The sequence below is a fragment of the Butyrivibrio sp. XBB1001 genome (genome assembly GCF_000424505.1).
GTDB lineage: Bacteria > Bacillota > Clostridia > Lachnospirales > Lachnospiraceae > Butyrivibrio.
The window spans coordinates 128,829-153,151 of the sequence record NZ_AUKA01000001.1 but is presented as its reverse complement, the minus strand read 5'-3'; the positions used below and the strand labels follow the sequence as shown (position 1 = coordinate 153,151).

18 protein-coding genes are annotated in these 24,323 nt (G+C 38.6%); 8 read left to right on the top strand and 10 right to left on the bottom strand.

Features of this window, described 5'->3' with window-relative positions; all coding sequences use genetic code 11:
• Positions 1-159: 159 nt before the first annotated feature.
• Both G631_RS0100670 and G631_RS0100665 read left to right on the top strand, forming a co-directional pair.
• Positions 160-579 (top strand): LysM peptidoglycan-binding domain-containing protein, encoded by a 420-nt coding sequence (locus G631_RS0100670; protein ID WP_051196688.1) that lies wholly within the window; start codon positions 160-162, stop codon positions 577-579.
• 156 nt (positions 580-735) lie between these two features.
• Positions 736-2,259: a DHH family phosphoesterase gene (locus tag G631_RS0100665; RefSeq protein ID WP_026487777.1), complete on the top strand. Its 1,524-nt coding sequence runs from the start codon at positions 736-738 to the stop codon at positions 2,257-2,259.
• Positions 2,260-2,307: 48 nt separating this feature from the next.
• Here the strand turns inward: G631_RS0100665 and G631_RS0100660 are convergent, their stop codons facing one another.
• Entirely contained in the window at positions 2,308-3,375 is a 1,068-nt protein-coding gene (locus G631_RS0100660) for a tyrosine-type recombinase/integrase (RefSeq protein WP_026487776.1), read from the bottom strand.
• A gap of 178 nt (positions 3,376-3,553) precedes the next feature.
• Between G631_RS0100660 and G631_RS0100655 the strand changes: the two genes are divergently transcribed.
• From G631_RS0100655 to G631_RS0100645, 3 genes are all read left to right on the top strand, one after another.
• Positions 3,554-4,684, top strand: a complete 1,131-nt coding sequence (locus G631_RS0100655; protein ID WP_026487775.1) for a D-alanyl-D-alanine carboxypeptidase family protein — start codon at positions 3,554-3,556, stop codon at positions 4,682-4,684.
• Between the two features lie 186 nt (positions 4,685-4,870).
• Positions 4,871-6,334, top strand: a complete 1,464-nt coding sequence (locus G631_RS0100650) for a hypothetical protein (RefSeq protein ID WP_026487774.1) — start codon at positions 4,871-4,873, stop codon at positions 6,332-6,334.
• 254 nt (positions 6,335-6,588) lie between these two features.
• Positions 6,589-7,569, top strand: a complete 981-nt coding sequence (locus G631_RS0100645) for a tyrosine-type recombinase/integrase (RefSeq protein WP_026487773.1) — start codon at positions 6,589-6,591, stop codon at positions 7,567-7,569.
• 13 nt (positions 7,570-7,582) lie between these two features.
• Here the strand turns inward: G631_RS0100645 and G631_RS0100640 are convergent, their stop codons facing one another.
• Positions 7,583-8,710 carry an MFS transporter gene (locus tag G631_RS0100640; protein WP_026487772.1) on the bottom strand — a complete coding sequence of 376 codons (1,128 nt, stop codon included), beginning with the start codon at positions 8,708-8,710 and terminating at the stop codon, positions 7,583-7,585.
• A gap of 96 nt (positions 8,711-8,806) precedes the next feature.
• On the opposite strand from G631_RS0100640, the gene G631_RS19790 reads away from it, so the two are divergent.
• Positions 8,807-11,293, top strand: a complete 2,487-nt coding sequence (locus G631_RS19790) for an EAL domain-containing protein (protein ID WP_026487771.1) — start codon at positions 8,807-8,809, stop codon at positions 11,291-11,293.
• Positions 11,294-11,566: 273 nt separating this feature from the next.
• On the opposite strand, the gene G631_RS17565 is transcribed toward G631_RS19790, so the two are convergent.
• On the bottom strand, positions 11,567-11,818 hold the full coding sequence (locus G631_RS17565) for a helix-turn-helix domain-containing protein (RefSeq protein WP_051192086.1): 252 nt from the start codon (positions 11,816-11,818) through the stop codon (positions 11,567-11,569).
• A gap of 188 nt (positions 11,819-12,006) precedes the next feature.
• Between G631_RS17565 and G631_RS20830 the strand changes: the two genes are divergently transcribed.
• The gene (locus G631_RS20830; RefSeq protein ID WP_051196686.1) at positions 12,007-12,711 is read left to right on the top strand and encodes a helix-turn-helix domain-containing protein; all 705 of its coding nucleotides are present in this window, start codon (positions 12,007-12,009) and stop codon (positions 12,709-12,711) included.
• 6 nt (positions 12,712-12,717) lie between these two features.
• Positions 12,718-13,317: an IS30 family transposase gene (locus G631_RS20825; protein ID WP_051196684.1), complete on the top strand. Its 600-nt coding sequence runs from the start codon at positions 12,718-12,720 to the stop codon at positions 13,315-13,317.
• A gap of 378 nt (positions 13,318-13,695) precedes the next feature.
• Here G631_RS20825 and G631_RS0100615 read toward each other — a convergent pair whose 3' ends face one another.
• The 7 genes from G631_RS0100615 to G631_RS17555 form a co-directional block, all read right to left on the bottom strand.
• Positions 13,696-15,342, bottom strand: coding sequence for a hypothetical protein (locus G631_RS0100615; protein WP_026487770.1), 1,647 nt, complete (start codon positions 15,340-15,342; stop codon positions 13,696-13,698).
• 75 nt (positions 15,343-15,417) lie between these two features.
• Positions 15,418-16,317: a phosphatase PAP2 family protein gene (locus tag G631_RS0100610; protein ID WP_026487769.1), complete on the bottom strand. Its 900-nt coding sequence runs from the start codon at positions 16,315-16,317 to the stop codon at positions 15,418-15,420.
• Positions 16,318-16,331: 14 nt separating this feature from the next.
• Positions 16,332-18,536 (bottom strand): M13 family metallopeptidase, encoded by a 2,205-nt coding sequence (locus tag G631_RS0100605; RefSeq protein ID WP_081671174.1) that lies wholly within the window; start codon positions 18,534-18,536, stop codon positions 16,332-16,334.
• 9 nt (positions 18,537-18,545) lie between these two features.
• Positions 18,546-19,379, bottom strand: coding sequence for a CPBP family intramembrane glutamic endopeptidase (locus tag G631_RS0100600; protein ID WP_026487767.1), 834 nt, complete (start codon positions 19,377-19,379; stop codon positions 18,546-18,548).
• Positions 19,372-20,181: a PrsW family glutamic-type intramembrane protease gene (locus G631_RS0100595; protein ID WP_026487766.1), complete on the bottom strand. Its 810-nt coding sequence runs from the start codon at positions 20,179-20,181 to the stop codon at positions 19,372-19,374. The genes G631_RS0100600 and G631_RS0100595 overlap by 8 nt, the downstream gene beginning before the upstream one ends.
• A 97-nt stretch (positions 20,182-20,278) precedes the next feature.
• A complete protein-coding gene (locus G631_RS0100590) occupies positions 20,279-22,444 on the bottom strand; it encodes a M13 family metallopeptidase (protein WP_026487765.1) in 2,166 nt (721 codons plus the stop codon).
• Positions 22,445-22,926: 482 nt separating this feature from the next.
• The gene (locus tag G631_RS17555) at positions 22,927-24,294 is read right to left on the bottom strand and encodes a glycoside hydrolase family 53 protein (RefSeq protein ID WP_081671173.1); all 1,368 of its coding nucleotides are present in this window, start codon (positions 24,292-24,294) and stop codon (positions 22,927-22,929) included.
• Positions 24,295-24,323: the final 29 nt, after the last annotated feature.

Here is a 24,323-nt window from a genome sequence, read left to right as displayed (position 1 = left end):
GACATCTCTTAATTAGTATAACATTCGCATTTGCAAAAAGCAAATATTTGTTCGGAAAATATGTTCGATTTTTGTTGACAAACAAATGTTTGTTTTATATTATTATATCAGAACAACCGTTCGCAACAAATGTTCGTTTTTTATTAGAGAGGTGATGAGATGAGTAGTGCAATGTATGCAGCAGCAAGTCTTTACAATGATCCCAGATATTTTAGTAAGAGCGAAGTTCGAATTAGAGCCAATAAGATACGCAGGCAGCGCATTTTTAGGAAGCAGATCATTATGCTTTTACTATTAGTAGCAATCATTTTATTCTCTGTAATATTTTTAAATAATTCAATTTCTACAGATGCGCAGTCAGATGATTACGCCCCAGAATTCAAATATTATACAGCTGTGACTATTCATGCCGGAGATTCTTTATGGAGTATAGCTTCAGAGCATTTCAATCCTGATCATTATGAAGATTTGGGCTCTTATGTAGGAGAAATCTGTAGTATAAACAAACTCTCTACAGATTCAGTTGTAAACGCAGGAGAATGTATTATTTTGCCCTACTATGAAACTGAATATAAATAAGGAATGAATATTTTTATCAGCAATTTATCTGCTTCAATGCTCTTATTTTCCCAGATTTAGTTACTAAAATATTTCATTTATTTCAAATTATTAGATTTTCTGTTTATAAAAGTCTCCTTCCTGATATATAATAATATGGTTAAGGAGACTTTTTTTATGAAGCTTTCAGCATTACTAAACTTCAAGTCCATAGTTATCCAGTGTCACGATAATCCTGATGCAGATGCTATCTGTTCAGGATACGTGTTATACAGATATTTTCTGGCACATAATAAAAAGGTTCGATTTATCTATTCTGGTAATTTTAAGATCAGTAAGAGTAACCTTGTATATCTTATCAAAGAGCTTAAGATTCCTATCGAATTTGTGACAACCCTGAAGAACAAGCCAGATTTACTCCTATTAACTGATTGCCAATACGGAGAGGGTAATGTAAGAAAATTCCCTGCTAAAGAGGTCGCCATAATCGACCATCACCAAGTCTACGTCAACCTTCCCAAACTCAACGAAGTGAGGAGTAACCTTGGAAGCTGCTGCTCAGTAATATGGAATCTACTTAAGATTGAAAATGACGAAGACATTGTAGACAAGAATATTGCGACAGCTCTTTATTATGGTCTATATTCTGATACCAACGCATTTTCCGAGATGTCACACCCTCTTGATAGAGATATGGTTGAATCTCTTGACTATGACAAGAACCTCATTCAGAAATTAAAGAACATGAACCTCACTTTAAGAGAAGCGAAGATAGCCGGAGTTGCAATGCTTGGCCTTGAATACCATGCCGAAAACAGATATGCTATTTTGCGCTCAGATCCTTGCGATCCTAATATTTTAGGGCTAATTGGAGATTTCATTGTTGCTGTAGATAATATAGATGTATGCCTTGTTTATAGTATTTTGTCTTTTGGTGTTAAGTTTTCAATAAGAAGCTGTTCCAACGAAACAAAGGCTGATGAGCTTGCAACTTTCCTTGCTCAGAAGATAGGATCTGGAGGCGGACATACTGAAAAAGCCGGAGGAATTCTTAAGAACGAACTTATTATCAAGCAATATCCAGATTATATCGAGATTGATGATGATTCAGCTAAACACTCTATATCAAATATAATAAGAGAGAGAATGGCTGACTATTTTGAAAATGCTGAGATTATCTACGCTAGCAATGCAACTCTCGACGTGTCTCATATGAGCAAGTATGAGAGATCATCGATCACGCTTGGTTACGTAGAAGCATCTGATAGTATTCCTGCAGGAAATATGGCAATCATCAGAACTCTTGATGGAGATAATAATGTCGAGATCAAGGATAATACAATCCTTATCATAGATATGACAGGCAATGTTAAGGCTATTTCCCTTGAGAAATTCAATAATAGCTTTAAGAAATCAAGGAAGAAGTTTAAGCTTAATATTGACTATAGTCCTGTAATCAAGAACGCAGATACAGGCAAATCCATATCACTTCTCCCCATAGCCAAGAGCTGTGAATCTACCAATGATATCAGGATTTATGCCAAGAAACTGACCAAGACCACCAAACTTTTCTCATATTGGGATCTGGACAGATACATGGTAGGACAAAAGGGTGACTATCTATGCGTCAGTCAGGATGATCTTCACGACATGTTTATAGTTGAGAAGAATCTATTTAAGAAAACATATAAAGCAGTGTAAAAAAAAATCTTGAGTAAACCGTATATTTACTCAAGATTTTTTTAGTATTTAATTATCCTCACGTAAGTGTACCATTCTTGCAGCTTTTCGCCTGTTTGCATCCTCCTGGGCTGCATAGTGCTTACGGGTAGTATTAACATCTTTGTGCCCAAGAACATCTGCAACAAGATATATATCGCCAGATTCCTGATATAGATTTGTACCAAAGGTACTTCTGAGCTTATGTGGCGTTATCTTTTTTAGAGTAGTGACATTCTGAGCGTATTTTTTTACAAGTTTTTCTACGGCTCGAACTGAAATTCTCTTATTCTGAAGAGAAAGAAAGAGTGCATTTTCGCTGCCTTCTTCTGGTATTACAGCCTTTCTCTGTTCAATGTAGTCTATGAGTGCTGTACGAACTTCATCAGGAAAATACACTATAGTATTGTATCCACCTTTTCTATGAATCCTAAGGCCGTTAGTATCAAAATCAATATCATCAAGATCAATTCCTACACATTCAGAAACTCGGATTCCAGTACCAAGTAGAAGTGTCAATAGAGCTACATCTCTTAGCTTAGTCTTATTATGGTACCGCAATTGAGCTTTTGTAAGCTTTTCCCCAGCTTCGACCTGATCAAGGAGGGTAGCAACTTCATTGGGTTCAAGGCGAATGATCTCATGTTCATGAAGTTTTGGCATGTTCACAAGTTCTGGTGTATTCTTTTGAATAAGCTCTGCCTTATAGAAATAGTTGTACATGGACCGAAGCGCTGACATTTTTCTCTTTTTGCCCTGCTCAGCGTTAGTGATCTCTTTATCCTCCTTCTCATAAAGAGAGAGGTATTCAAGATATTCCTCAATATCTTCACGCTGTATCTGATCAAGAAGTCCTATATCAAATTCCTTAATATCAGTTTTGGAAAGGGCAGGATTTTGGGTATGAAGATACTCAAAAAAAGTTCTCAGATCGTAGGCGTAGCCAAGCCTTGTCCTTGCTGATGTTGTAGGCTCAATTCCCCTAAAGAACTGCCTGCAGAATTTGGGAAGTGTATCAAGAACCTCACGCATCCTTAAGATATTTATCTTATCTTGCTCTGTATAATATTTTTCTTCGTTTCCATTATTGTTTTTCATAGATTTAAGTATATCACACAAAAGTACCATAACCACAATATTTAGTGCTTTATCATCATTTAAATTATCAGTGTGCACAAATTTTGATTCCAAATTTGTCCATATTATAGGTTGATGAATCTTTTACATAAATGTTACAATTTTAAAGTACTTCATTTTTTGTTGGGTGGTTTTTGTTTTGGGAAATAAAGTTAATTATAGAAAAAGAGACGGCAGTAGGCTGTCTATTTCTGAATATAAAGAGAAAAGAAAAAAAGAAATCATAAGGCGAATGGCACTTCTTTTATCCTCAGTGGTATTAGGAATAGTGCTTATTTCTTCAGCCATAATTCACCATAAAACAAAGAATAGCAGCGTAGTAGAAGCTGCTGAAATAGCATCTGTAGAGGCTTCAGATACTGTAGAATCTGAGATTGTAGATACAGTTGTGCAGGATGTAGAAATAGAGGAAGAGAATCCTTTTATGACAAAATCAGAGGATGCTTCTTCGTTTTTTGAAGGCTACAATGTCGAGCTATCAGAAAACACCTCTTATATAAGCAGTGAGAATGTTCTGAGTACTTATGCCTTATTAGTTAATCTAGATAATGGAACTGCCGTTGCCTCCAAGGATGGAAACGTTAGGATTAATCCAGCTTCTATGACAAAGATTCTTACTCTTTTAGTTGCCTGCGAGCATATAACAGATCTTGATGATACTTTTGAAATGACTCAGGCAATAGGAGATTTTGTGTATAGCAAAGATTGTAGTGCTGTAGGCTTTCAGGTTGGGGAAGTCGTTACAGTAAGAGATCTTCTCTATGGCACAATCCTTCCAAGTGGTGGTGATGCAGCAATGTGCCTTGCTGAGTATGTGGCAGGTTCTCAGGAAGCCTTTGTAGATATGATGAATGATAAATTATCAGAACTTGGCCTTTCTGGCACAGCTCATTTTACTAATTGTATTGGTATCTATGATGAGGATCATTACTGTACTTTGGTTGATATGGCCATGATCTTAAAGGCGGCAGAAGAGAACGCTTTATGCCACGATGTATTACAGGCAAGGACCTATACAACTACCGCTACAGAACAGCATCCAGAGGGTATAACAATTTCAAACTGGTTTATCAGACGTATTGAAGATAAGGATACTCATGGAGAAGTTGTTGGCGCCAAGACAGGTTTTGTAGTACAATCAGGTTGTTGTGGCGCAAGTTACCAGATTTCAAACGATGGATCTCATTATATCTGTGTTACAGCAGATGCCTGGAGTTCCTGGAGGTGCATCTACGACCATGTTGAAATCTACGACACATATACAAGTTAAAGGAAGTGATATAAATGCATTTAAAGAAATACAGTAAGATCATTGCATCCATAGCTCTTTTGCTGATACTGGCTATGGTCCTGGGGTCTGTTGCAGGCTCATTTTTATCTTACTAAGTATCACCAGCCATCAGAGAATATGATGGCTGATTTTTTTTGAACAAAACGTATAATGGAGAAAATTTATATGAGCAAAAACAACGATGAAAAAGAATATGTGGACCTTATCGATAAGCTTTTTCCCGAGAAAGTTGCTATGAAGGTCGCAAAAGTAATAGTCTTTTTATTTATTGTAAGTATCATAATCGCCGGCGGTGTATTTTGTTATAGATGTTATCAAGACAGGAAAGAGTCAAAAGAAAATCGTATTGCGTACTTGTATTACTGTCAAAATAAAGCCTTTGCAATGGACGAGATTGAGCAATTCTATTTGGATAAGACCCATGTACGAGAAATTGAATTACATACTTATCTCTTAGCTTATAAGTTTGATCATCCTGATGAGAATATTACAGTAACCGATATAGAAGAATACCTTGGAAATAGCGAATTTGACGAAAATAAAAAGCTTCGTGTTCTAAACAGGCCAGAAACAATTGAAAATTATATTAAATGGTATAATTCAAATAGCAGTAAATTCTTAGTAAATTATGTATCAGCCCTTGCACGCTACTATAAAGACACTACCGGGAAGGACTTCAATGATATAAATGAGTATGATAGCGATGCTTTAGATAAACTTGGTGAGGATTTCTATAATTATCCAGATAAAGAGAATTATTTATATTTAAGCTCTGACCAGAGAAAATACTTTATTGATAAAGAGACCCTTAGTCTCTTTGAAGGATTTTCAGAAGGCGATACTAGAGCAGTTTTCTCAGCTGCCATATCAGATGAAAGACTTACCTTTAACAAGAATTTTGAAACAGGAAAAGATTATTCCATTTCAGATATAGAAGCTCTTTTTGAGGAAAAAACAGGTGAGGGGGACTTTATCTGTAACAAAGAAGGTATCGAAACAGAGTATGTGGATTTGGGCTGCGATGGGAAATATGAGTATCGCGTAACACTCCCATATTCCAAGATAGGCCAAAATTTAGAACCTCCATATCAATACAATCTGAAAATGCTTCTAAAAAATATAGATGGAAAGCTCCATATTATTTTTGCCTACGGATATTATTGGGATTCAACAACAAACATTGATTCATCCATTGTTTATTCTAACAGTGGCGAGATAAGATTTGAATTTGGAGATAAAGAAGAGCCTTTTAACTACGTGTACTTTTTGTCAACTGATGGAAGCCTTAGCTACTTGTATACAGAAGGGACTACATGGACCACTTCTGAAAATCTCAGCATAATTTATAGAACTGGAGCAGATACTTCATTTACTTTGAAAGGGCAAGATGGATCTGAGACCGCAGTAAATGGCAGAGGATGTCAGCTGGTATATTTCTATGTAGATAAAGACACTCAATATGTACAGACTCTTAATGTGTACAATAATGAAGGAAAAAAATACTCACAAACTAGCGACGAGTACCAGACGGTTCAGCAATTCTATGAGAATGAGGGATATATATTCCTGCCAGATGATGGTGCTTATGAGCTAAAGGAAAGCATTAAGAAAAATGCCGTATTAAACTGATTAAAGAATTCTCAGACTAAATGCAACATCTGTTTTGATATAACTATTCGTTAAACATGTGTTTTGCGAATAGTTATGAGTGTGGTGCAATACACATTGTCCCTTAAATGAAGAATTTATCGCAACTTTAGGCTTTTTAACACCCTAAATTGGTTGCGTTAACCTCTTCACTGTTCGTGGTATAGGTTGCGATCTATAATTTATCTATGGATAAATTATCTAAAGATCAACTTACAATTCAAAAAGCTAACAAAATGATTGATGAGCATATGCCGGAATTTGCCAGAAGGTTCTTTAATGACAAGAAACAAACCATTAAGGCAAGTTCCTATTATGCATATACTTTAGAGCTGAAGGAATTCTTTGATTACCTGGGGACTTCATCTTATGACATAAGTAAGATGAAACTTTCAGACATAAATAAGATTACATCAGAAGTGATTGAAGAATATGTTGAATACTTAAGATCTGCAACTGTAAAAGGAAAGCCAAAGCTATCCTCAGAACAGACTCTTAAAAGAAAGCTATGTGCGCTATCTTCTTTCTTTGACTACTACTTCCGGGAAGGCTTCATTGATTATAATCCGCTTTTGAAGGTAAACAGGCCAATGGTATCTAATAGGCCTTCTGAAGGATCAAATATGCAGGACAACCTTAAGCTACTGGAATATGTCGAGAAAGGTGATCTGCCAAGCGATGATATGATGAAGTATCAGAGTAAACTCAGAAACCGTGATACTGCTATCCTGGCGCTTATTTTGGGAATAGGGATCAAATCATCTGAGTGTATCAATTTAAACATTCAGGATGTCGATCTGGAAAATAACTGTCTTACCATTAAATCCAGGCGAACAACTAATAAGATCCATTTTTCAGCATATATAAGCAAGATTCTTGGAAGATATCTGGATGAAAGACTCGAAATGATAACTTTTTATGGCCATGATGATGCTTTATTCTTGTCTCTCCAAATGAAACGACTTGGCGTAAGATCAGTTGAACTTTTGCTAAAGAAATACTCTTCAATCCTGTTTGGAGCTGAGAACAATATCAGGCCGAAAGATATGCGGAATGCATTTATGAAGGATGTATTTATAGCTAATAAGAATCTTTTTATAACATCTGAACTCACCGGTAATACAACAGGCTCTCTTCTGCTCTCTTACTCGCCGTATATTGAGGACTATGAGGCTGAAAAAGGAAATGATTTTGATCCTGAGAAGTATAGATCATAGACCTGCAAGCTTCTCAATCTGCATGGATTCTAGATAAAATGAGTACTGAGATCAGTGACAATATGAAAAATGCAGACAGTGCAAGCATCGAACCCTGTAGTCCGATCCTGTCTGCCATAAATCCGGTCAGAGCTGTGAAAACAACGCCACCAATTCCGGTTGCCGTAGTTATCATGGCTGTGGCCGTTGCTTTTTTGTTCCCGGAGAATGCTATGAGCGTCGATAATACACTGGGATAGATAGCTCCGCATGCAAAACCAAGCGGGATTATCAAAGCTATAACAAAACGAGCGTCTGTCATCATGGTTATGAGCCAGGTTATCAACGGAATAGCTATTATGGCTGCTATAAGTATCTTTTTTGCATGTCTTGAAAAAAGACCTACCAGTACCCTTGAAGGTATCATTACTACCCAGAACAGCGAAATGGCAAACTTGCCACTTGAAGAATTCAGCACTTCTGCAAACATAGTGTCCACAAAGAACGCAAAACCATTCTCGAATCCTACATATATGCACATGACAACACATAGGAGCAGAACTCCTGTTATTACAAATCTTCCGCCTACGAAATCTGTATCTTCACTCTGCCCCTTCTCTTCTGCTTTATAATTCCTAAGAGCAAATACCCCTAAAAAAGCAATAACAGAACCGACCATCAGTGCCAGGAAAACCAGTCTCCAGCTAAATCCATGATCAAGGAGTCTGTCAACAATCAGAGGAGCTACAAACGCACCCAGAGCATACATAGAGGTCATAAAGCCGATCTTTCTTTTACCGCTTACAGGATACGCCTCCATAAGTGCAGCTATGGAAATAAACTGCAAGGCACTGGTTGTAAGGCCTAAAAAGAAGATGCAGCCTATAAACAAGGGCTCAACGCTGCTGGCAAACAGTGTAAATGCGAATACTATCTGTATTCCCAATAAAACAAGAAGAAATTTAAGCTTATGGCTCCTGTCTGCAAGGCTACCCAGTACCAGAGGCGCCAGCATAGTCGCAAACAGCTCAACGGAGGCAAAGAGCCCCATACTGGTCACCGAAAGGTCATATACCTGGCCAATACTGTACAGACTTGCCTGATATCCTCCGGCTTCAAAGCCATTAAAGAACACTATCAAAAACAGGTATAACCAGAGCATAATTCCCTTCCTTTCATGAAATATATTTATTTATAATTATACTGGAATTTATTGATATTTAATATACTATGCAATGATATTTGGTATACTTAAATCATGGATAATAATGCGATTTTTGAATACGTTACTACTCATATAGACGAAGCTATTGAAAAGGAATGGATCAAGGTTTACTATCAGCCTGTTGTACGTTCTCTTACGGGACAACTATGCAGTGCTGAATCTCTGGCCAGGTGGATCGATAATGAAGTCGGATTCATTCCTCCTGATAAGTTTGTCGGTGCTTTGGAAGAAAAAAAGCTCATCTATAAACTTGACTGTTTCATTGTAGACAGAGTATGCCGTGACATCCACGACCATCTTTCAAATGATCTTCCCACTGTTCCTGTATCCATAAATATGTCCAGACTCGACTTTATCATGTGTGACATGCTTAAGGTCTTGGAAGATGCTGTTGAAAAATATGATATTCCAAGGGATTATCTTCATGTTGAGATAACAGAGAGTATGATCGTTCAGGATGAAGACCTGATGATCGACATAATAACAAAGTTCCGTACCAGAGGATATGAGATATGGATGGATGACTTTGGAAGCGGCTACTCTTCTCTCACACTGCTAAAAGACTATGAGTTTGACCTTCTTAAGATGGATATGCGCTTTCTTTCAGCAATGAACGAGAAGGCCAAGACTCTGGTGCGTTATACAACCGGAATGGCAAAAAGCATCGGTATCAAGACCCTGTGTGAGGGTGTTGAAACAGTTGAACAGATCGAATTCCTTAAATCAATCGGATGTGGAAAACTTCAGGGCTACTATTACAGCAAGCCTCTTCCTCTGGAAGAAATGCTGGAAACAATAGATAAAAAAGGTATCACTATTGAAGAGAGACAATGGCGGAATTATTATGAAGCTGCAAGTATCACTGTCCATGACACTGATTCACCACTGGCTATAGCAGAATACAAAGAAGGTCATTTCAAGACACTTTTTGTAAATGATCCTTTCCTGCAGCAGATAGGGATTAAGACAAAAGACTTAAGCCTTATTGATGCATCTTTATATAATCCGGATTCTCCTTCCATGAAGAAATACATCAGCTTTGTTCAAAAGGTTGTTACAAGCAAAAGCCAGGAAAGCTTTTATTATACAAACAACGGAAACTACTTCCAGTTGAAGATCGGTCTTGTGGCTGAAAATGAAGGAAGCTATCTGTTCAAAGCTTCAATCAATAACATTTCTCATGACGAAAACGCTGTAGAAAAAGACAAGCTGGATCTTAGGCTACGAGAGCTCAATAACCTTTATGAAGTAGTACACCTGGTAAACTACAGGGAAGATGTTATCCTTCCTCTTGTAGGCAATTACATCTACATGAGCGGAATGCCTGTTACTGAGATGCGCATGGAAGATACTCTCCGCCATTTCGCTGAAAACTATGTATATCCTGATGACAGGGAGAACTACCTTGCCTTTATGAACCATGGTAAAAACATTTCCCGCAAAGACATACCATCCCGGGAATTCATAAAGATCTGCATCAGGATCAAGCAGAGAAATGGAGCATATGAATGGCGTGAGTTTTCTCTCCTGGCTATCCCCGGAACTGATGGCGATGAATTCCTTCTAACTGTCGGCAAGGTAGCTGATGATATATCCGAAGCGCTTAATGCAAGAAAATACTCTCATTTATCAGGCTCAGACAATGATCCGAATTCAGTAAGGAAAGAATATGCTCTTATCTGGGATACGCTTAAGAACAACTCTTCTTATAAGCTGTTCTGGAAAGACAGAGACAGGCGCTTTAGAGGCGTCAGCAATGCATTTCTTGATTTCTATGAGATTGATTCTCTGGATGATATCATTGGCAAAACCGATGAAGAAATGCACTGGCATGTAGATGACGGGCCATATCAGGGCGATGAACTTGATGTGCTCGGCAAGGGCAAGGTCGTATATAATGCGCAGGGACAATGCATAGTGAACGGCGTTGTTCATGACATCATATGTAACAAGATGCCCATATATGACGATGGTAAGATCATCGGTCTTGTTGGTACTTTCGATGACATTGACCAGGAAGTATACAGGGTTCAGAAACTGATCAACCCTTCCCGAATGGACACTATCACCAGACTGATGAACAATAAGAGTTTCATCAATGTCATGGTCGATTACTCGGATCAGTATAATGATGGAGGCAGGAACTACGGATACATTGTTCTGCATAACGCAAACCATCATCGACTTGAGGCCACCTACGGAAGTAAGTTCTCTGCAAAGGTCCTAAAAGAGATCGGTGAGCGAATCATCGATGTTGTCGGGCAAGGGGGGGTGGCAGCCAGGATCAAGGAAGCTTATTTTGGTGTTATGCTTTATGAAGATTCCAAGGAAAAGCTAAAAGAATTTGCCATGAGACTCAAGGACCATATCGAAGAGGTCAACGCCATAGAAGGCAAGAATGTAACACTCAAGATGACTACTGTATATCACCTTCGTTCAGATGAAGGTATCACCGATGAGTCAATACACATGATCTCGATCAGTGAGATCGATAACTTAGAATCAAAAAGCACCAAATGATCAAAGCCCCTGATCGGATCAATTCCGTTCAGGGGCTAATCTTTGCGTATGTAAACTCTTCTGTTCACAGTTCAGAGCAAAAGAAATAATTTGATTCTATGATGGCCAAGGGCCTTGCGCAGGCAAAAGCAAACGAAAGCCGCCCGGCATCAGAGGTTCTCTCAGACATAAGAAACAACATCAAGGAGTGGACTAAATGAATGTATTTAACGTGAAAGTTACCACTCAGGCCGAGGAACAGATACTAATAAAAGCAGCCAATAACGGCTGCTTTTATTCTTTATTGTCAACAAAAGTATCAGCGTGAATAATTCCCGCATCAAGAAGTGAAAGAAGTCTTGCAGAGGGGCCATTTGGTATGTTTGTTCCCAACTCCCATGCCTGTACTGTTTTTTTTGATACACCCAGCCATTTAGCCAGGAACCCTTGTGTGGTTCCTGTTTTTTTGCGGATGTCTTTTATGTCTTTTGCAGTATACTCTTTCACCGGTTCTACCATGCAATATGCATTGTACTTATCTTTCATCTCTCACTCTTTATCCGAAAAATGTATTTTGAGCCATAGATTATTAGTATGACTAATATTTGCCTACTCTTAATTATATTTTCTCAGGAGCGTTTTGTATACTCATCAAAACAGTACCATTTAATAGTATTGATTTGCTTTAAAATGTGCCTATGGGGAAATCTAAAACTGCTCAAGATTGGGGGAATATGTCTGAAAAAATATCCAGAATGAAATTTGATGACAGAGAAACTATCGAGATCGGCGTTGCCAGAATGCAGCCTTTACAGCGGATTGCCGAGCTTTTAAATCGCCATGTTGCTTCTGTTGCCCGGGAAATAAAAAGACATCGTATCTTTATTCCTGGCAGCTATTTTGCCGGTAACGACTGCAAAGGAGCAAAAGGATGCACTAAGAGGCACCTATGTGGAGATGATTCATGTCCGATGTACTGTTACACATGTGCAAAAGACTGTCATGTTTATTGTGATGAATATATCAGCACTAAATGCACTAAATATGATTTTCCGCCTTATGTGTGTAACGGATGCGAGAAAAGACGCAACTGTAGCGATGACAGGTATTTTTATGACGCTAAAGTTGCTGACAGAAAATCTATTGATACAAGGAAGACATCGCGCGTGGGTATACATCTGTCAGATGAGGAACTTGCTGATGTGAACAGGATCCTATCAGATGGAATAAAGAAAGGTCAGCCACTTGCTCACATATTTGCAGTACATGAACAGGAAATACCGATAACCAGCCGAACAGCATATATTTACATAAATGATGGCATTCTCGATGTGCGCAACATAGATCTTCGCAGACAGACAAGATACAAGAGAAGAAGGAAAAAGAAATCCGAATCAGGTATCCTTACGCAGAAATTCAGACAAGGACGCACATATTAGGACTTTATGGCTCTTATGAAGAATCGCTCTGAAAAGGGCGTGTGTGAAATGGACACGGTCAAGGGAAAAAGAGGTCAGAAAAAAGTATTGCTGACTATGCTCCTTCGAAGAAACAGCGTGATGATCGCATTTCTTATTCCTGACTGTACAGCTGATTCCGTTATAGACAGAATCAACTACCTTGAAAGAGGACTTGGAAAAGACTGCTTTAACAGACTGTTTGGAATTTGCCTCACAGATAACGGCAGTGAGTTCAAAGTGGTAGATGGACTTGAGGCTTCAATCGAGGTTGAAGGAGCTCTGAGGACCAATGTCTATTTCTGCGATCCGATGCAATCCGGACAGAAAGGGCGACTGGAAAAGAACCATGAATATATCCGCTATGTTATCCCTAAAGGGACCTCATTGAATTCCTACACACAGGAAGATATCACTCTGCTTGTCAATCACATCAACAGCACAAAAAGGCCTGGTCTGAACAACCTATCGCCCTATGAAATGATCCCGGATGATGATGAAGACATGCGCAGGCTTATGAAGCTTCTTGATCTTAAGGAGATTCCTGCTGATAAGGTTAATCTTACAAAAGAACTGCTGAACAAATGATTTTTGATTAAAAGTGTTTTCTGAGCAGTTAATATCCCCACCAATTTCATAATTCGTGATGCAAATGGGTTGCGATAACTTTTTCAAACTTATCGTGAGTCGTCTTCTTAGATTGCGAACTTAACAGGGTGTATTTTTTAAGTTGCCCATTTCTAGGCACTTTTAGAAATAAAAAATGACCTGATCATAACATTTTTCAGGTCATTTCGTAATACATACGCTATTTGGTTGCGTTGACTATTTCATTCAAGCAATACACATTGTCGCACAATACACAATACCCTCATACGAACCTCATACGAACTCAGTAAAATCATTTATTTATCAATACAAATAAAGAGCCCAGAAACATCTCTGTTTCAAAGCTCTTATCATTCGTTATTGTACTTCCAGTTTGTAAAGGCGAATTCTTGAATCTGCCTTGTAGTTCTCATAAGGCATATCCCAATAGTTTTTCAAAGTAACATAGATTATGCTACCTTTTTTATCGCAGTAATAAGCATAGATTCTGTCTGAAGACTTTACGTGATATACCAGCTTCAAGTTTTCATCAAGAATATATATGATCTTATCAAGGATAACTGCGATCATAGTCTTGCCTGCCTGATTCTTAAAGAGAAAACATGAAAAAATCTTTCTTCTGAGTTTTTCCGGGAGTTCACCGATAGCTCTTATCTTTTTTCCTGACAGATCAATACCATAGCCACCTATAAATATAAGGTTTTTCTCACGGTTATAAACATATCCGCTCCAAACAGAATTAAAATCGAATTCACCAGTTATAGGAACTGTTGTCGTTTCCCTAAGAGTATAGTCATGATCATAAAAGTCCACCCTGACATGGCGGCAAACTTTTTTGTAGTCCACGATCATGCCTACTCTCACTACACCTTCGGCGTCTGCGTAAAAGCTATTAGGGCCACTATACTCCATGTCATTATCTTCAAAGAAGTCACCAGTTGGCTCAAATTCTCGCTCTTTACGAATTTCTTTGTAATAATCACCTTCCCTTACAAGGTATCTGGCGTCATATTGGTTGTATGAAACAAGTCCCTCAGGAGATTCTGCTTTGGGGTCTTCACACACATGCATCACCTGAAACATGGGGAGGACCCTCTTTTCTATGGGAACGAGGATTTTATCCCTATACTCGGAACATTTCTCACCCTGCGCAATGTATCCTATCGAATTGGTATCGTCATTAACAAGCAACGCTTCTTGCTGAAACGGAGTTTCCTGATAATACAAAAAACTCTTTATGTTTTTCATCGTTGACAGTTCGTTAAGATTAAGCCTGATATCATGACTTTTTTCGAGACGAGGAATATCATCCTGTATTAGCTGATAGCAGTGAACGTGGCCTCTATCCAATTCTCCGTCCTCTTCAGGTCTCAAGATGGAAAAAATGCCATTCTTGGGGTCTATATATCCATTGAATACTCCTGGGATTTCCTGTAACAACTCTGCTTCTTTTTTCTCACCGAATGAAGCAGATGCCTTCTTTGTTTTTGGAGCAGAGGTATACTTTTTTATCACATCTTCCCTACTAAGCCCTGCAATTTCTACAGCACCAGAGTCATGCATCTTTTTATCCATGAAAAGAGGAATCTGGCTAAGTGCACTGATCAAACCGATAACCTCACTTGCATCAGGCTCTTTTTCTATGATCTTCTTAAAGGCCTTCGTCGCCTTTTCATCGAGCTTAAGAGCCGAAATAATCTGAGGTAAGCCACTCTTTTTGCAGAAACCATTATCCAACAGATATTCGCCTTTCTTGGCTCCATCAACAAACACTGTCAGATTCATGGCTATGTCATCAAAATATGTAACTAGAATAGCAGGACTTCCTACAGCAGTAGATATATTCTTGGCTATTTTTGTCATCATTTTGGGATCAGGAACAGAATCTACCTGAAAAAGAGTGTCCCATTCTTTTGCAATGTTAACTACCGTCAAGTCCTCATTTGTTTCGTATTTTGTTCCATTTGGATTATGAATATTGATATTACAGAATGATGTCCCCATTTATACTCCCCATATCTTTACGATTTTATTGTTCCATCACAGATTAGTACTACGCACCTATCTTAATCATAATCCTTACTTTTCCCTATTCACAGCCTGTAAAAACGCTGTGCTCACAACCAGGTAAATAATGTAAGTGATCAGTGTTCCAAAGCATACATCAGAAAGAAAATGGTTTGTCATATGAATTCTGTTATAGCCGTAAAGCACAACAAAGCATGCTGCAATCACAAAACAGACAATATTCTTTTTCTCTGAACGTTTTTTAAGAACATCCGAGAGCATTGGCAGCGAAAACATCATGCTTGCTATTATCATATTTCCACTGGGCCAGCTCTTATAACTGTCATTTGATCCGGCGAGATTAGGAATCATCTGCCACCAGTTCCTGAACTCCGACATAGGGTCATCAAGGGTTATCAGGTACTTATATCTTGGTCTTGATGCTACCTGCTTGAGCCAGAGGTTTGTATTATCGGCTACAATCCCGGCTACCAGAATAGCTGCACCTGTCATTATCAACTTGTCCGGACTCACATCATCAAATACACGATAGCAGACAAATGGCACCCAGGCATACAGTACTACCCAGAATCCCCAGCTTACTACTGATAAAAGCGGTGATGCATCTCCCGCTGTGTATCCAAACAGCTCTCTTACCTTTGATCCGTTGTAATTATTGCTGTAGTAAACAGCCATAAAGTATGAGATCAGCATTATTGTCCAAGCTAGCATTTTAAATCTGTCGCCCTTTTTCATGAGCCCCTTAAAGATGCACATCCCAGCTGCAGGATATAAGCAATAGGGAAAATAAGAACCATAGGTAGCAAAAAAGGTTCCAATGTCAGTCTTGTTCGCCAGTGCTACGTTAATACTGTAATCAAAAATAGAGCCCACTATAATCCCTAAAATACAAATTACTATCACAAGATACGCACAAATCCTTGGAACAGCCATAACTTTTTTGTTTTCCATAACCAAAATTCTCCTTACCAAACGCTAATTCTATCTTCAGGAGCAAGATACATTCCGTCTCCTTCCTTAACGTCAAAGGCCTCATAAAACTCATCAAACTGCTGTACAACTACATTAACTCTCAGATAATACAGCGGGTGAGGGTTCTGGGTAAGTTGGGAATAGTCTGCTTCATAAGTGCAGATTTCTTTCCACATATTTGCGTAACTTTCAAAAAACAGTTTGTAATTGAAATCTTCCTCCTTTGAAGCAAGGAGCAACATTGCCTTAAGCCCTGCTATATCCGCAACTGCCTCTCCCTGAACAATGCTGCCGTTTACTTTTTCATTTCCAAATGCGGTTATTCCGTTATAATAATCAATCAGCTTTTGTGCTTTTTTCTGAAATGCCGCGGTATCATCTTCGGTCCACCAATTATTATAGTTCCCGTCCTTATCAAACTGAGAACCACTTGGATCAAATGCATGACTAATCTCATGGGCAATAATAGTTCCAACTGAGGCATAAAGCTGCTCCTTTGACATATCTTCCCTGTAGAAATCACCATCAAGGATTCCAAGCAAAATATTTATTGAATTGTTTGTGGCATTGTAAAAAGCATTTGTTTTAAGTGTTGAGTTATCCCATAAATTTCTGTTTACTTCACCTCCGGTATTAGCAGCATTAAGCTTGTAATAGTAATCCTCCACAGCCATACTGGCTTCAAAATATGAAAGATTGTTAAGATCAAGATTGCTCAGGTCCTGATATTCTTTTGGCTCAATAACATTAATCCCGATGGCATCAAGCTTATCCATGGCATACTGCCTTGTTTCATCAGATAGCCATTCTTCATTTGAAAGCATCTCTCTGTAAATCGCACAAGTCTCTTTGCATATTTCCGTGATAGTATTCTTTGTTTCTGTGCAATCATACTTTTGTATATATATTTTTCCGATAGATTCAGGCAAGGACTGAAGTACACAGCGATATGCATATTGTTTATCAGCAAGTACACCTGCCACACCTTCTATTTTATTCGTCGCAGAAATGCTGGCATCAAAAGCCTGCTTGTCAAGATATTCCGCGCATTTAATAACTCCATGAACTATTAAGTATGCTTTGATATTCTCTGCATTTTCATCTGTATATAGCTCAGATATCTTTTTAATATTTTCCGGTAACATGCACCAAATTTTCTTTGTGCTGCCAAAGCCCCTTACTTTAATGAATTCTTCCATAGGAAAATTTGGTGTAAGACTATAAAGCTCTTCCGGATCATAGTAATTGAGTATCGTTTCATATATATCAGGTTGCTGAAGTTCAGCATTTGTTAAGATAGAATCTGCAAGTGCAGTTTCATATGCAATAGCATTATCATAAAGCGCATCAGCTTCTTCCCTGGAATACCCCATTCTTACATATATTTCTGAAAAAAGTTTCCTGTATTCCGTATCTGCTATTTCTCCTACTACACTTTTGTTTTTGTATTCAGCAGAATCATCTAAAATAAGGTCACCAAAATTAAGTGCCGTTACATACTTTGTAGAATCAATAAGATCAGCAGTGTTGACTATTTCAAAAATAGAAGGTAAAAATACAGACCTGTTGGGGTCGCAAAGATATTCTGAAATATCCCTGGTACCGGACAGGGCTTCAATCTCTTTCACAATGACTTCAAGAGGAGCAAGCGCTTCTTCATTCCTCTCATCCCAGTTAAGAAATCCCTGATATACAGCTCTGACCAATTCAGCATCGTGCCCTGTCAGAGTGTCATCATCCAAAGCTGCAATAGCTTTTTCCTCTACAATTTCGCCTATTTTCGTAAAAGAACTATATCTGCTGTATCCTTCAGGAATATCATGGCTAATTATCCAGTCATAATTAATTGCCACGTTAAAATCATCTTTTTCAGATAGCTTTCCGGTATTTATTACATTATCCTTAAGATTGGAATCTATCCATGGGTCACCGCCATTTATAACATATGCTCCGCCATCCGATCCTTCGGCTGTTTCTTCGGCTGTTTCTTCGGCTGTTTCTTCGGATGTTTCTTGCACAGTTTCTTCAACTGGTAACTCATCACCTTCTTCAGTATAATGCTCATCTGATGTGCTTACATCTGCAGCAGAATCATCCTGCGATTTTTCATCAGAAATGGTGTCCGGAGTTTTTTCCCCACAGCCTGCAAGAAACATACTTCCAATCAGCAATATAACCAATATCTTCTTTGCCATCATAATCTCTCCTTACCATTCTCGTCTGATCTTTTCAAAATCAATAGTCTTACCGACTTTCTTCCACACAATAAACGTCAGAACTGCATTTATTGCAGCAATTATAAAGTATGTGATAAGGATTCTCACGCCATCTTCACCGGTATTAATATACGATGAACCTGAATCTCCCGTCGGAACAAACAGACCTTCTGTATAACCGGCAAAAAAATCAAACAGTCCGTGAGCCAGGCCGCAGGCCCAGATATTTCTTGTCTTCCAATACAGTATAAGGAGGGCCAGACCAAAAACGCCTGATTCCAGTGTTTTGGCGACCGCCTGTCCCCATGCAACAGGCGATGAGGCATCAAATCCCAAAACATGTGCAGCTCCGAATACCAGTGAGGAAACCACTGCACTCAGAACAAAGACATATTTCTTTTCCCTGAACTTATAGATAATCGCATCGTTTATAACTGCCCTGAAAGCCAGTTCCTCAAAAAGTCCCACAGAAATAAACATAAGAAATATAATGATAAATCCCAATATCGGATTTTCCTTCAGGGGTACCTTTTCTTCTATATTCGAAATCAGCAATACAGAGCCCATGATAAGGGACATCAATAAAAATCCAATGGCGTTCTTGATGACATATCCTGTAGAAACATAGCAGGAGGCAAGCGTCTTATCTCCGGATATCTGGTACAGGAAAAAGCACGACGCTCCGCAGAGCAAAGTCCTCACTATAAAAAACTGGAAATTTGTCTCTGTAGGTACCGTATTGAAACACACAACCACGTATATTATGCAGAGCGCAGCAGTTATCAGTGGCGATTTTTTCATAAATTCAATATACTTTTTAAGCATTGGTATTCTCCTGCTCTGTACTGTTTTCAGCAATGAAGGAAAGCGCTACAAGGTTTGCGGCATTTTTCTTAAGTCGTCTGAATATGTAGAACTGGAAAAAGAATATCGGAATTACCGCAATTAACACCATACCAGCACCAATATATGTTGTTCTTTGTATTTCCGCTGTCATAGTCTCTACATTATCCCCGGCATGTATGAGCATGTTTGCACCAAAAAAATCAAAAACAGTATGCCAAACCACAGGGACAAAAAAAGCAAGAAGATATTCTTTTAATACAGACCCTCTGCCTGTTACTTTGTTATATCTGGCAAGTCCAAGATGTCTTCCCATGGCAAGCCCCAGCATCATATGCACTGTTATACCCGGCAACCTCATCAAGAGAACAGGAAGACTGACACTATATACAAAGTCTTCTATAAGAATAAACCCGAATCCGACAGCACCTGCTATCAGCATATATTCATATACATTTCTAATTTTTTTCCTATAGATGCATAATACAATAAGCGTAATGATAAGTTTTGCCAATTCTTCATTCAGCGCTGCAGAAAAAAGCGCATGATTGAAACTGGCAAGTAATAGAGGTCCATCTGTAGGTACAAATCCGGTTACAGCCCTGAATGTAAGTCCGATTATCAGGAAAAAGACAAATGAAAGCGGCACTGATAATAGTCCAAGTAATACCGGCAATAATGCCTGTCCTCTTGAAATTCTGTAATCTCCTTCCCAGGCAATCATATTCTTATAAAGAATCCCCACAATAATCAAACTTAGAACAAAACTGATAATCGATGTCATATTTTTCTCCTTTCTTTGTTGGTTGCTATAACTTAATACAAATTATGGATATACTCAGTCAGAGCTTTTCTGCCAAAATAATGCTCCGGCTGATGGATCACCAGATCAAAAGCCTGTCTTCAGGAGCAAGGTACATATTATCGCCTTCTCTTACATCGTAGGTTTCATAAAACTCTTCAAACTGTTGAACAGGGACATTTGTTCTTAGATAGTCTCTTGGATGCTCATCCTGTAAAAGGTTAGTTAATTCAGAACTGTAAATAGCAAGATTAGCATTAATCTGAGCATACTTTGTAAAAAATTTATCATAGTTAAATCCATCTACTTTTGAAGCCATCCTAAGAGCACATTGAAGTCCGGTTATATCAGCCACCATTTCAGTATCAATATTCGTACCTATGCAATTGTAATCTCCAAAGACAACTATACTATCAAGGTAATCATCCAGCTTTTTTACACGTCTCATAAATTCTGCCTTATCATCTTCTGTCCACCAGTCTTTATATTTTCCTTCAGCATCAAACTGTGATCCATAGTTATCAAAAGCATGTGACACTTCATGTCCCACCCAGAATGCTCCAATTGAGGCGTACATCTCTTCCACGTCCATATCACTTGAATAGAAAGGTTCTCCCATCATTCCTATGATCATGTTAATAGTGTTGGCAGACGGATCATACCCGGCATTGCAGGTTAAAATATTAAAGCCTTCTGCCCACATGTCCTTATCAAGGTTTTGACCTAAACAACTCATATCATGCTTTGTCTCAGCCATCCAGATGCGCTTGGTAGCTTCAATAAGTGAACAATCAGAAATATCAATATCGGAAGTGTCTCTGAATTTATCCGGGTAAGCGGCATGAATGGCTATCTTATCCAGTTTTTCAATGGCTTTTTTCTTAACTTCATCCGAAGCCCAGCTATTCTCATTAAGCAGCTCTCTATAAGTATCGATAACCTGCTGACACAAATCTTCCATTCTCTTTTTGTCTTCTTCAGATCCGTACTTTGCAATGTATACTTTCTGCATTGATACCGGAAGTAAATCTGTGACAATATTATAAGCGTTCTCTTTATCGGATAATGTCCCACTTGTACCAAGATACTTGGCATTCAACTCATTTGTTTTATCGTAAGTTTCTTTATCGAGGTATTTTGCATACTTTGAAAAATAATTGAATAGCAAGATTCCCTTGATGCCATCCAAATTGTCATCTGTGTACACCTCATCAAGAGTTTTAAAATAATCAGGAGTAGTAACAAGATATATGCCATCATATTTATATCCGACCGCCTCAATAATGGCTGCTATAGGAAGCTTCACAGAAAGTGCAGCCAGTTCCTCAAAGCTCATCTCATTGTTTACCTTATCCAGATATCCTTCACCTTTCTTCTCCATTGTGGTATATATTGATCCTGAAAGCTTTCCTTCCAATTCAATCGCTGCATCAAAATACTTAACAGCATCCTCCGATGACATTCCCAGTTTCCCCGACATAAACGAAAACAATTCTTTTCCCGAATTATAATAAATATCTCCAATTTCTGTCCTATTAGAATACTCAGCAGAATCTTTCAGAATAAGCTTCGGTGTATCCACGCAAAGCAGGTATTTACTCGGATCATTAAGGCCGCTTCTTACAGCATATGCCATAAAATTGTAATACTCAAAAGCCGTATCTTTGTCCGTGATAAGTCCGCTTATGTCTTCAACACTACTTGCTTCGAGAATTTTCTCATAGCCTTCTTTTATATCCGTATATCCGGCTTCATTTCTGGCATTCCAGTCTAAAAGCAGATTATTATATGTGCGGACTACTTCAGCATCATGGCCTTCTATGGTCTCATCTTTAAGCAGTTCCATGCATTGCTTTTTTATTTCAATTTCCCGCTCATGGTAATGAGACCATATCGTATATCCATCTGGGATATCATTCTCCAAAAGCCATCCTTTATTTACATAGAGATGAAAATCATCCTTAGGAGAAACCTCCATGTCAGGAGTAACATTCTCTTTTATGTCCGAGTTTATCCACGGATATCCTCCTGTCGTTACCGTCTCTTTTTCCTCTTCACCTGCCGGTGCGTCTGAATTTCCTTCACTGACGGACATATCTGTTTCTTCATTTTCAGTGCTTTCTTCCACCACTGATATTGCTTGCGGCGCTTCATCAACAACCTCCAAAGGAGCCACGTTATTACCACAGGCCATAATAGTTTCTAACATAGCCATACATATAATTGATACCACTCTCTTTTTCATGCTAGAAATTCCTTTCTTCTCCACCTGTTAAAATCAGAAGTCCAGCTCTTTCTTCCTAAAGAGCAGATATGCCAGAATGATCTAAATTTCAGAAATTAGACAAACTTAAACACGATTTCTGACTCAATTTCCTGCTGATGATATTCCGCTAAGTTGCATAAATACTACATATTTATTGTAAATGATATTGTTTCATATAGTCTACTAATCGGAACATTGTTTTCCATTTTTAAGAGATTTTTTATATTTTATTTCGTTTTGTTTTGCTTTACACCTTCTGTAGAATGTGCTATGACTCATGCCTGCTGTCTGCCGAAATGAACTCCCTTCTCCTTGGCAATGGCTATAGATTCAGAAACTCACGCAAAATAATTCCTGCTATGCCAACCCTGTCCAAAGCCCTTGCAAAAATAATTTGGATAAAAAAAAGACCAGATTTTACTCTGGTCCGGAAATACATGGTAGTGCCATTCAAAGTACAATTATTCAGCCCCGTTTTTCATATAATTGAACACATTTATTGATTCCAGTGGGCGTCCTTCAAAGTCGAAGAATGCCTGATTATCCCATGAGCATCCACCATAATATACAGCTGCATCCTCAGGATCATAATCAGAAGCATAGCTGCTTGCCCAGCCACTTCCGTACTGTTCCCATATTGCTGAATTGTCAGCACTGGCGGGTCCCACAGGAATCCATGCTCCTTCCCAATAGAACATTCCTATCCCACCAACATTATTTACATACTGGCATATATCATGAAGAATGGTTGCCTGTCCTTCAGGTGATGCCGGATATCCATCAACAAGATCTTTTTCTGTGAGACTGTTCCCTGAACCATCACCATCTTCAGTAGTATAGCAATATGAAGTTTCAGCAAGAAAAGCTTTTTTGCCATATCTTTCCTGGATAAGTTCGAGAACACGGCTCATATTATCCATACCACCATCCCAGAAAGGATAATAGCTCATTCCAATCATATCGAAATCAAGCTCCGCATTAACAAGCTTCTCCACAAGGGTAAGAACATCTGCCTTAGCTGTGATTCTTGTGTAATGAACAACGATGTCAATGTCTTTACCATAATCTTCCGAAACCTCGCGGATAGCTTTGCTTCCGGATTTAAGAAGCTCTATTACATTTTCCAGCCTGGTTTCTCCGGACATACCATAGTTGATCTCATTTCCAATCTGAATCATGCCAACATCAACACCTGCGTCAAAGAGCTTTGTTAAGCTATCTTTTGTGAAGTCATAAAGCGCTGATGATTTTTCCTCCACGCTCATTCCCTCCCAGGCCTTTGGCGCATGCTGTCTTTTAGGATCAGCCCAGAAATCAGAATAATGGAAATCAATCATAACTCTCATCCCATATTCAGTAGCTCTTTTACCAAGTTCTATAGCTGTAGGAAGATCATTGTTACCGCCACCATATCCATTGCCGTTTTCATCATACGGATCATTCCATACACGCAGGCGAATATAGTTAATTCCAGAATCAGCAAATGTTTTGAGCGGATCCTGCTCATTACCATCAAAATCATAATATTTAACACCACTCTTTTCTTCTACAAGAAGTGATGAAGCATCCATTCCAAATATAAAATCATCCGGCAGCCCATCAATCGCGGTTTTCCAGGTTTCCTCCTCTGGCTCCTTTACTTCATTTTCACTAGCTACCTCGCTAGAATTATCGCATGCTTCAACACTTTCCATGGCAACAGGTGTTTCCTGAACGCTTGCCTCTGTATCTGCATTAGCGCTCTCCACATTACTATTGCATCCATTTAAAACTCCCAGCATCAAACCTGCAGTCATAATCAACGAGCAAACTCTCTTCCCTTTCATCATTGCCTCCCACCGTTATTAATAAAAATAGC

What these genes read in the sequence shown, in the direction of transcription:
- G631_RS17555 (WP_081671173.1), bottom strand. Translation starts at nt 24,294, where the DNA reads ATGATGAAAGGGAAGAGAGTTTGCTCGTTGATTATGACTGCAGGTTTG.
- G631_RS20825 (WP_051196684.1), top strand. Translation starts at nt 12,718, where the DNA reads ATGGCTCTTATGAAGAATCGCTCTGAAAAGGGCGTGTGTGAAATGGAC.
- G631_RS0100665 (WP_026487777.1), top strand. Translation starts at nt 736, where the DNA reads ATGAAGCTTTCAGCATTACTAAACTTCAAGTCCATAGTTATCCAGTGT.
- G631_RS17565 (WP_051192086.1), bottom strand. Translation starts at nt 11,818, where the DNA reads ATGAAAGATAAGTACAATGCATATTGCATGGTAGAACCGGTGAAAGAG.
- G631_RS0100640 (WP_026487772.1), bottom strand. Translation starts at nt 8,710, where the DNA reads ATGCTCTGGTTATACCTGTTTTTGATAGTGTTCTTTAATGGCTTTGAA.
- G631_RS0100650 (WP_026487774.1), top strand. Translation starts at nt 4,871, where the DNA reads ATGAGCAAAAACAACGATGAAAAAGAATATGTGGACCTTATCGATAAG.
- G631_RS0100600 (WP_026487767.1), bottom strand. Translation starts at nt 19,379, where the DNA reads ATGCTTAAAAAGTATATTGAATTTATGAAAAAATCGCCACTGATAACT.
- G631_RS19790 (WP_026487771.1), top strand. Translation starts at nt 8,807, where the DNA reads ATGGATAATAATGCGATTTTTGAATACGTTACTACTCATATAGACGAA.
- G631_RS0100670 (WP_051196688.1), top strand. Translation starts at nt 160, where the DNA reads ATGAGTAGTGCAATGTATGCAGCAGCAAGTCTTTACAATGATCCCAGA.
- G631_RS0100590 (WP_026487765.1), bottom strand. Translation starts at nt 22,444, where the DNA reads ATGAAAAAGAGAGTGGTATCAATTATATGTATGGCTATGTTAGAAACT.
- G631_RS0100645 (WP_026487773.1), top strand. Translation starts at nt 6,589, where the DNA reads ATGATTGATGAGCATATGCCGGAATTTGCCAGAAGGTTCTTTAATGAC.
- G631_RS20830 (WP_051196686.1), top strand. Translation starts at nt 12,007, where the DNA reads ATGTCTGAAAAAATATCCAGAATGAAATTTGATGACAGAGAAACTATC.
- G631_RS0100595 (WP_026487766.1), bottom strand. Translation starts at nt 20,181, where the DNA reads ATGACATCGATTATCAGTTTTGTTCTAAGTTTGATTATTGTGGGGATT.
- G631_RS0100615 (WP_026487770.1), bottom strand. Translation starts at nt 15,342, where the DNA reads ATGGGGACATCATTCTGTAATATCAATATTCATAATCCAAATGGAACA.
- G631_RS0100660 (WP_026487776.1), bottom strand. Translation starts at nt 3,375, where the DNA reads ATGAAAAACAATAATGGAAACGAAGAAAAATATTATACAGAGCAAGAT.
- G631_RS0100610 (WP_026487769.1), bottom strand. Translation starts at nt 16,317, where the DNA reads ATGGAAAACAAAAAAGTTATGGCTGTTCCAAGGATTTGTGCGTATCTT.
- G631_RS0100605 (WP_081671174.1), bottom strand. Translation starts at nt 18,536, where the DNA reads ATGATGGCAAAGAAGATATTGGTTATATTGCTGATTGGAAGTATGTTT.